The organism is Clostridium sp. AF02-29 (assembly GCF_934835585.1).
GTDB lineage: Bacteria > Bacillota > Clostridia > Lachnospirales > Lachnospiraceae > Otoolea > Otoolea fessa.
Map to the genome: position 1 here is coordinate 55,174 of NZ_CAKVZK010000011.1, position 9,830 is coordinate 65,003.

5 protein-coding genes are annotated in these 9,830 nt (G+C 40.9%); 2 read left to right on the forward strand and 3 right to left on the reverse strand.

Annotated elements, in window-relative coordinates:
* Window positions 1-23: 23 nt before the first annotated feature.
* Window positions 24-1,811: a phosphotransferase gene (locus tag PUQ60_RS04565; protein ID WP_118749653.1), complete on the reverse strand. Its 1,788-nt coding sequence runs from the start codon at window positions 1,809-1,811 to the stop codon at window positions 24-26.
* A gap of 632 nt (window positions 1,812-2,443) precedes the next feature.
* On the opposite strand from PUQ60_RS04565, the gene PUQ60_RS04570 reads away from it, so the two are divergent.
* Together PUQ60_RS04570 and PUQ60_RS04575 are read left to right on the forward strand one after the other, a co-directional pair.
* A complete protein-coding gene (locus PUQ60_RS04570; protein ID WP_273378925.1) occupies window positions 2,444-4,042 on the forward strand; it encodes a glucan-binding protein in 1,599 nt (532 codons plus the stop codon).
* Between the two features lie 361 nt (window positions 4,043-4,403).
* On the forward strand, window positions 4,404-5,975 hold the full coding sequence (locus PUQ60_RS04575; protein WP_022360279.1) for an AAA family ATPase: 1,572 nt from the start codon (window positions 4,404-4,406) through the stop codon (window positions 5,973-5,975).
* 179 nt (window positions 5,976-6,154) lie between these two features.
* On the opposite strand, the gene PUQ60_RS04580 is transcribed toward PUQ60_RS04575, so the two are convergent.
* Together PUQ60_RS04580 and PUQ60_RS04585 are read right to left on the reverse strand one after the other, a co-directional pair.
* The gene (locus tag PUQ60_RS04580) at window positions 6,155-7,831 is read right to left on the reverse strand and encodes an AAA family ATPase (protein ID WP_273378926.1); all 1,677 of its coding nucleotides are present in this window, start codon (window positions 7,829-7,831) and stop codon (window positions 6,155-6,157) included.
* Between the two features lie 185 nt (window positions 7,832-8,016).
* Window positions 8,017-9,612, reverse strand: a complete 1,596-nt coding sequence (locus tag PUQ60_RS04585; RefSeq protein ID WP_273378929.1) for a glucan-binding protein — start codon at window positions 9,610-9,612, stop codon at window positions 8,017-8,019.
* Window positions 9,613-9,830: the final 218 nt, after the last annotated feature.

Below are 9,830 nucleotides of genomic sequence, written 5' to 3' on the forward strand. Positions count from 1 at the left end.
ATGTAAAATACCTAACGGAAATATTACAATTTTAACAAGCCCTCGGAAACAATTTTTCGATAATAATTTTTCGCATACCGGTACATCACGATCGTGTAATCGCCAAATTCGCGCCCTTCCATACTCTTGAAGACCGCCCAGAGCGCCCACAGGAAACCGCCGAGCGCCGCATAGGCATACGTGACAAAGCGTTCCTCGTCCGATGGGGCGTGCTGGAGGTATTCTTCCAGAAGGTGGTCAAGCTCTTCCTGTGAATAATATGAATAAATACTGCACATCGCAATATCAATGAGCGGATCGCACATGCCTGCATACTCCCAGTCGATCAGACGCAGGGAGCCGTCCGGCAGAAACAGGAAATTGTCCGCAACCGAGTCAATATGGGAGAGGCAGCAAGGACGTTCCAGTGTATCCAGCCGATCCATCAGTTCATTCATCCGGGCGCGGACCGCTGGGTAGTCCTCGAACAGCATTTCCTCATGTCCGCGGCAGATCCTCTCATAAAAATCAATCCGTTCCCGGATGCGGAACGTGTGCGGAACCGTCACGCCGGAATGATGCAGCTTCCGCAGCATCTCCATGCAGGCGGCCATCTCCTGCGGGTTCTTTGCATCCGCATTCCGAGCGCCCTCATAATACTGGGCGATCTTGTAGCCGGTTTTTCCGTCAAAATACAAAATATGTTCGGTAATGCCAAGCGGTGTGACCGCCTTGTAAACAGCCTCCTCCTCTTTCCGGTTAATCAGAAATTCTGTTCCCGGACCCGGAATGCGGCAGATATAATGTTTTCCATCCAGTTCAAACAGGAACGACTGGTTTGTCATACCAGATTTGAGACAGCGGATGTTGTGTATCGCTTCCTCTTTTACATTGAAAACGTGTGCGACCAGCTGCATGGCGGCATTGTCCGAATGATTCTGATATTTCGGATCAAACAGGCGCAGTTCTTCCAGGTTTTCAAACTCATAGACCTGATCCGCCGGCTGGCAGTTCATCGAAAAATCCAGTTCTTTGATATGATCGACGACAACCTGTTCCCAGTACCATTGTTCTGTGCCAGGCTGATGATAGGCTTCCTCAATGAGCGGAATCAGCTGGTTGGAAAAATCACGCGAGAGGAACGCAGGTCCATACATGACCCAGGAATCATGCCCACCGACCTGCACCGATGTGATACGTCCCTTTTTATTAGAAGAAAGACACCACTCTGACGTTTCACCATCCATGTAAACGGAAGAGTACCACGCGCCGCACTCATACTTATGGTACATATTATTTCGAATCCAGTTGTCCGAGACAAGCAGATACATATTGCGACCGCGGAACAGCTCGCGGGCATGGTAGATCGTAGCCAGATTATTTTTGGTGGCGTACTCCGGGTTATAGAGGAGTTTGACCTGATATTTGTCGATCAGATATTCAAACTTTTCCTTTAAATAACCGACGATAATTGTGATATCCGTGATCCCCGCTTCATGGAGCTGCTTGATCTGACGCTCAATCATCCGCTCGCCAAACACTTCCAGAAGCCCCTTCGGCGTCTCAAACGTCAGCGGCACAAACCGGGAGCCAAACCCGGCGGCGGTAATGACGGCGCCATCCACTTTAAATTGTTCCAGATACTTAAGCCCCTGTTCGGTCAGCAGATATTTCCCCGTATCCATATCCGTCATGAGAAATGCCTCCTCCAGGCAGTCCCCAAGCAATTTATTCACAGTCCCCAGGGAAAGATTCAAAATCGAAGCAAGCTCCCGCTGGGTCACATCCGGATTCTCATAGAAACTCCGGCAGATCAGTCCATAGCGATCCATATAAAACCTCCTGAATTATTAAATTCTTTTATTTTTCTCTTATATATTCACGTATTTCGTCATCATTATAGATGGATAAGAGTGAAAATAGGTTCTAGCTGTTGTATGTTCAAAAAATAAAATTAAAAGTGATATATGAACATTATAGCATAAACACAGAGAAAGTAAACGAAAAAAGCAATGCTGCGGGGGGGGGAGAATAAAGACTGTTACTGGGCACGTATGCGTGAACAGTGACGAAAGGCTTGATAAGGTGGTCTGTGGGAAATAAGAAACGTAAAAAATACTGGAAATACAGGCATTTTGGCGGTCAAAACAGGATTGTACAAATATAAATACAATTACGAAACTATAAAGAATTTTCGTAAAAAATCCGTAAGAAAATGCACAGATAAATGTTATGGTATTTTGGAAAAACGTGTATTATAATGTGGGTGTATCGGAGAAAGGCAGTACTTCACAGGGAAGAGAAACATAGGAAATACAGACAATATTCCACTTCAAAATAAAAAGTTGGAAATTCTGTAAAAAAACTATTGATAATTTTCCATATCCGAAGTATAATGACCTGGTAATGCAGTTAGGATTTCGAGAAAAATATTTCAAAAAGTAAAAAGGAGAGTGCATTAATTATGAGAAAGCAGACTAAATTAGTTGCAGTACTTTCTGCAGCAGCTTTACTCGCTATGGGTGCTTCCATGACTTCTTTCGCAGCTGGTTGGGAGAAAGATGACGCTGGAGTTTGGCACTACTATGAGAGCGATGATGAGATGGTAACCGATGAGTGGAAGAAAGATGGCGGTAAATGGTTCCATCTTGACGAAGATGGTGAGATGGAGACAGATACATGGGTAGATGATGACTACTATGTAGCTGAAGATGGTCATATGCTGACCAACGAGTGGAAAAAGACCATGGCTGATGAGGATGAAGATGATCCGGAAGACGGCGGCGAGCATTGGTACTACTTCAACAACAAAGGTAAAAAAGTTACCGATACTGATAAGAAGATCAATGGAAAGACCTACTACTTCAACGAAGATGGTGAGATGCAGTATGGCTGGCATGAGGATGACGGCAACGCTTACTACTTAGGTACAGAAGACGAAGGTTGGAGAGCTGAGTCTCAGTGGCTGTGGCTTGAGAAATCCGGTAACAATGAGAACGATCTGGATGATGATGATGATCTGGAAGTAGTTCTTGATTGCTCCGAAGATGATAACTGTGATGATGAGGGTTGGTACTGGTTCCAGTCTTCTGGTAAAGCATATCATGACACAGGCAAGAAGAAAATCAACGGCAAATACTATATGTTCAACGAGCACGGTCAGATGCTGTACGAGTGGATCGATGGCAAAGCTGTTGAACAGGGTTCCAACGCACAGCTTGATGGTAACCTTGCTAAGGGCGAATTAGCTACAACCAGCGTAATGAGATACTACAACGAAGTTGAAGATGGTTCCAGAGGTAACGGCTGGTATCAGATCGACGGCGCTGAGGATCTGGATGCTGATGGTGATACAGACTGGTACTACATCGATGACGGTGAAGTTAAATACGCTGATGGCGGTTCCAAAGACTTCGCTACTTACGATGATGACGGAGCTGTATACGTTCAGAGAATCAAAGTTGAAGGCAAATACTTCGCTTTCAACGAAAAAGGTCAGATGCAGGATGGCTTACAGTACTGCCAGGCTGACGGCGGATTCTATTACTTCGATGACAACGGCTATCAGAAGACTGGCCGCGTAACATCTGTAGAGAACGACGATGATGATTACACATTCTACTTCAACACCAAGAATGGTAAGAATGGTCTTGGCTACAATGGTCTGAAAGATGATTATCTGTACTTCAATGGTAAGAGACTGGATGCAGATGATGACTACAGACTGTACTACTATGATGGAGATATCTATCTGACCAATACCAAAGGTAAAGTTCAGAAGACCTCCAAGAAGTATGACATCGAGAACAAGGGCATCGCTGAGGATGATGTAAAAGTAGAGATCAGCGGCAAGAAAGTTGTATCCGTTACTTTAGCTAGCGGTAAGACAATCAAAGCTGAGGATCTGATTGCTGATGCAGAAGCTCAGTTTGGTAAAGATGTTGTTACAGAGGATCAGATCGTATCTGTACCGTTCATCCAGCTGTATGATGACGATATTTATACCTACACAGATCTGGTTGGTACTAAGGCTGTTGAAGGTTGGTTAGGATTAAACAAATAATTAATCTGAATTTTATTCGATTAGTCATTTGACTTAGGATAATTGAGAAGCGGTATTTCAGGATATTTCCTGGAATGCCGCTTCTTTTTTAGTAAAAAGAGCTCCGATACCTCGAAGTGTTTCGAGGTGGCGGAGTTTTTTATGTGGTCGCAATGTAAAGGAAGTCTGTCTGTATGACTGCATTTGCCCTCTGTCAGTTAAAGAATAGAATATGCAAAACTCTCTGCAGTACTATCATTTTGAGTTTAAGCATATCTTCCAAGTCTTGTTTCACTGATTCTTTCATGATATGATAATAAAAACAACAAATTATCATGATGTGTGATAAACGTGCAGTTTTATTAAAAAGAGAGGGAGCTATATGGGTATATATTTAAATCCCGGAAACGCAGCTTTTTCAGAAGCGGTGCATTCTCAGATCTATGTAGATAAAACAGAGCTGATTTCTTATACCAACAATGTGCTGGCAACAAACCAGAAAAATATCTGCGTCAGCCGCCCAAGGAGATTTGGAAAATCCATTACAGCCAATATGCTGGCTGCTTATTATAGTAAGGGATGTCAGTCTGATACTTTATTTAAAGACCGAAAAATCAGCTGTTCAAAAGATTATAAAAAATATTTAAACACTTACACAACTATATTTTTAAATATCCAGGAATTTTTAAGTCGAAGCTCTAATGTCGAAGAATTGATTCAGCGGATCCGGCGTTCACTCATGAGAGAAATTCGCCGTGAATATCCAACGATTGATTTTTATGATGAATTAGATCTGACGGAAAATATGAAGGAAATTTATGCTGAAACAAATGAGCCATTTATTATAATCATTGATGAATGGGATTGTATTTTTAGGGAATACGCAGAAGATAAAGCGGCTCAGGAACGATATCTGGATTTTCTTCGTGATTTTCTAAAGGATAAGGCACATATACATCTGGCATATATGACAGGAATATTGCCAATAAAAAAATACGGTACCCATTCTGCGCTCAATATGTTTGATGAATTCTCGATGGCAAATCCAGGTGTTCTGGCGCAATATGTCGGTTTCACAGAAAATGAGGTGCGCTGCCTCTGCTCAGATTATCAAATGGATTTGGCAGAAATCAAAGAATGGTATGATGGATATCGCTTTGAAAAAGCCTCTTCTATTTACAGTCCGCGTTCGGTTGTGGCTGCTATGACTTCTGGTATCTGCGATTCTTATTGGAACCAGACCGAAACATTTGAGGCACTGCGCGGATATATTGACATGAATTTTGATGGGCTGAAAGACGACGTTCTCAGCATGATGGCTGGAGAAATGGTACCGGTCAATACAGGCAGTTTCAGCAATGATATGACGACATTTCACGGCGAGGATGATGTCCTGACTTTGCTGATTCATCTGGGCTATCTGGGATACGATTTCAGCCATAAATCAGTTTTTATTCCTAATAATGAAATCCGTGGAGAGTTTGTAAATGCGGTTTCGGTTTCCCATTGGGGAGAAGTCTCGAAAGCATTGAAAAACTCAGCTGATTTACTTAATGCTATCTGGAAAAAAGACGAAGAAAAAGTAGCTGCTTATATGGAACAGGCTCATTTTGAAACATCCCATTTACAGTATAATGATGAAAATGCACTGAGTTATACTGTATCACTGGCACTCTACGCTGCCAGAAACTTTTATCAGGTTTATCGTGAATTTCCATCGGGATCTGGATTTGCAGATATAGTTTATTTACCGCGAAAAGGATTTCTGGATAAGCCGGCTTTGATTGTCGAACTAAAATGGAACAAATCGGCCGAAGGCGCAATTCAGCAGATATTAAAAAAACAATATTTCCAGAATCTGGAAGATTATTCAGGAAATATGCTGCTGGTTGGAATCAATTATGATTTAAAGACGCGAAAACATGAATGTAAAATTTTAGAATTTAAAAAATGAAAAGCAAGTTATTTGTCACGGCGGCAGTAAAAAGAGATGTTGATTGAGAAATCCTCTTTTTGCGGCCGCTGTGATTTGACATCCAATTCGTATCTGAATCATTAAGCTGATAGCTTGATATAAGAGGACTCCGTCTCTTCAAGAGAATCTTCTTTTAGAGGCGGAGCCTTATTATTACTTTAATTTTTCAAATACACCAGGCAACGCTTCTTAAAAAAAGCAATTCCATAACACAAAATTTTATCATAGGAATCCTCAAATTCTTTTGCATACATCTTTTCATCGATCTGTGCAAGTGCTTTTTTGCAGGATTGTTTCATCTGGTCAAGCGTGCTGGAATATTTCACTTCAAAAAGGGCCAATTGTCCATTTTCAGAGTCGTAGACAATCACATCACTTCGACCTTCTCCATGCTCTTTATTCGACTCTACCACATAACCGGCACCAGTAAAAATACCTGCCAGAAATGCATGGTAAAAGTCTTCCCGGTAATCATGATAACTGATGGTTTTTCTTAAAAGTTTATTCATTTCATCCGTTATCCTGTCGCTGTTTCCATCCCATACCGCATGAAATAATTCTGTGCGGTTCCAACGCTTCGTTGATTCGTTAAACCATTTTATAATTGTTGACTCAAAAATATCCTTGATTTCCCTATTCGGAATCATCAATGCGGTTGTTCCATCTGGTATAGTTTCTTGAATATCCGTCTCTCGAACGCGCGTCAGATAACCGGTTAAATATAAAATACTCCATAAGTTATCCTCGGAAGAATGAAGATAATCATAGGTTAAATTTTCTTCAATCTTTTGGAAAATATATCCGCCGGACAGCAATTTTTCTAATTTCATTGTGATACTGCTTCCTGCATAATCAATGAAAGAGCGAATAATTGCATTATCGCTTGTATTCTTCCAATAACTCTCAGGCTTCATGGAAGGATTATGCTGAAGATCCCGAAGATAATTCATCACATCCCACGGGCAATATACATCAAAGCATCCGAAATGATAACCGTCATACCAGACTTTGATTTCATCCGAATATTCGGTAGTATTGGATTCCTTTAAAATCTGATTTACATCGTTTTGTGTAAAGCCAAAATATTCATTTAATCGAGAAGCTGTAATGGTATCCGAAACAAAATTATTGGTTCCAGTGAAGATACTTTCTTTAGCAATTTTCAAGCATCCTGTCACAACCGCAAAGCAGAGGCTGGAATTATCTTTTAATGAGGTACTCATCATTGCTTTCATGATTTCCAGCATTTCCTGATAATACCCATTGTTGCTTGCTTTTGCAACGGGAACATCGTATTCATCCAACAAAAGAATAACTGTCTTCCCATAATAAGCCTGCATCATTTTCATCAAAATCAGGATAGAACCCTTTATATCTGTTGCAGATGCAGTCTGATTTTTTAGTCGTTTAAAAATCTCTTTATATGCATCGCTGACGGTATCACCTTGCTCCAAATAAGAGTATTCGATGCATATCTGGGATATGACAAATTTCAGCATATCAAAAGCACTGTCAAATGTAGTCCCATCTACATCCTTAAATGTAATAAAAAGAGTCGGACGCTGATTCATCCATGTTTGACAAATAGATGATTCATGACTGATTTCCAAATCTTGAAATAACGAATGGTTATCATGTCGAATATCGAAAAAATGTTCCAGCATACTCATAGCCAGCGTCTTTCCAAATCGTCTGGGGCGAGTAATCAGCGTGACGTTTGCTGTGCTTTTCTTTAATAATTCCGAAATGAGTCTCGTTTTATCGACATAGTAATATCCATTTTTACGTATCTGAGAAAAATCCGAGACGCCAACCGGAATATTTAGATTCGTCATAGAATCATCGCTCCTTTCGAAAAATCAGGCTGTTTTTATTATCATATCATGAAAGGATGGGGGAAACAAGGTGGAGAAAGAGATTGAAAAGATAGAAAAAAGGTCCCCTGGGAATTTCTTCCCAGAGGACTCTTTATCATTGAATTAATAGGATATTAATAAATTAGAACTCAAATTAATATCAATTATTTATTCCAGCCTTCAGCTAAGTTCTTATCGTATGTATAAACACCGTCATACAGTGCGATGAACGGAACTGCTACCTGATTATCGTAATCCTGAGCACCTACAAAACCAGATTTAGCAATATCAGCTTTAACGGTATTAACTAAAGTAGTATAACCTACACCATCAACAGATTCAACAACACCCTTCTTGTTGGTCTTTACATAAATTTCTTTTCCAACGTAAGCAGCGTTCACAATATCATCATATTTCTTAGCAGTAGATGCTTTCTGGATCTTACCCTTTGTATTTACAAGGTAAACTTTTTCATCAACTACATATAACTTGTAGTCATCATCAGCTTCCAGTCTCTTACCATTGAAGTACAGAGTACCATCTTTTTCACCTGTATAACCAATACCGTTCTTGCCATTCTTGGTTGTGAAGTAGAAGGTGTAATCATCATCTTCGCACTCTACAGAAGCAACTTTACCAGTCTTCTGGTAGCCGTTCTCATCAAAGTAGAAGAATCCCTTGTCTTTAGCGATGAACTGCAGACCATCCTGCATCTGACCTTTTTCGTTGAATGCGAAATACTTGTTACCGCTTACTTTAACTTTCTTTCTCATTACATAAACTGGATCACCATCATCGGTTGTTCCAGCTGCATCAGTTGTATTAGCGTGATACATATCACCATCATCGATGTAGTACCAGTCGGTATCATTGTCAGTCTTCATAGCCTCAGAACCATCGCGCTGAACCCAACCATTGCCCCTGGAACCATCTTCAACTTCGTTGTAGTACAGCATCTCGCCAGCAGTTGCTACAGTGCCATCGGTACGAGCAGCATCAAGTTTAGAATTAGAAGCTACAGATACTTTCTTGTTGTCGATCCACTCATACAGCATCTGACCATGCTCGTTGAACATATAGAATCTGCCGTTGATTTTCTTCTTGCCTGTGCCATGATATGCTTTACCAGAAGACTGGAACCAGTACCAACCTTCGTCATCACACGGATCAGAGGTGCTATCATCACACTGACCTTTGTTCTGTCCATCATCGATATCTTCGTCGCTTAAGTTACCGGATTTCTCCAGCCACAGCCACTGAGACTCAACTCTAGCACCGTCATTCTCATCGCCATAGTAGTACATGTCGTCGTTTACGCTGTCATACTGCCAGCCGAACTGCATCTTACCATCGCTATCGAATAAATAAGTTTTACCATTGATTTTCTTGGTATCGCTTACAACTTTTTTACCTTTGTTGTTGAAGTAGAACCAACGCTCGCCATCCTCGTCCGGCTCATCCTGATCTTCATCAGATACAGTATATTTCCAAGCATTTGTCAGCATAGCACCAGACTCATCTACATAGTAGTCATCATCTACCCAAGCGTCTGTCAGCATATCGCCGTCTTCGTCAAGATAGAACCACTTACCGCCGTCCTTCTTCCACTCGCCTGTTACCATCTCATCGTCGCTATCATAATAATGCCAAACACCAGCGTCATCTTTCTGCCAACCAGCTGCGAAAGAAGTCATGGAAGCACCCATAGCGAGTAAAGCTGCTGCAGAAAGTACTGCAACTAATTTAGTCTGCTTTCTCATAATTAATGCACTCTCCTTTTACTTTTTGAAATATTTTTCTCGAAATCCTAACCGCATTACCTGGTCATTATACTTCGGATATGGAAAAGTATCGGGAGGTGATACTTGTCGATTTTTCGTTTCTTTTTTTCGTTGACTTTTCTTTCTTTCCCAAATACAATAGAAGAAAGAAAGAAAGAAAGAAAGAAAGAAAGAAAGAAAGAAAGAAAGAAAGAAAG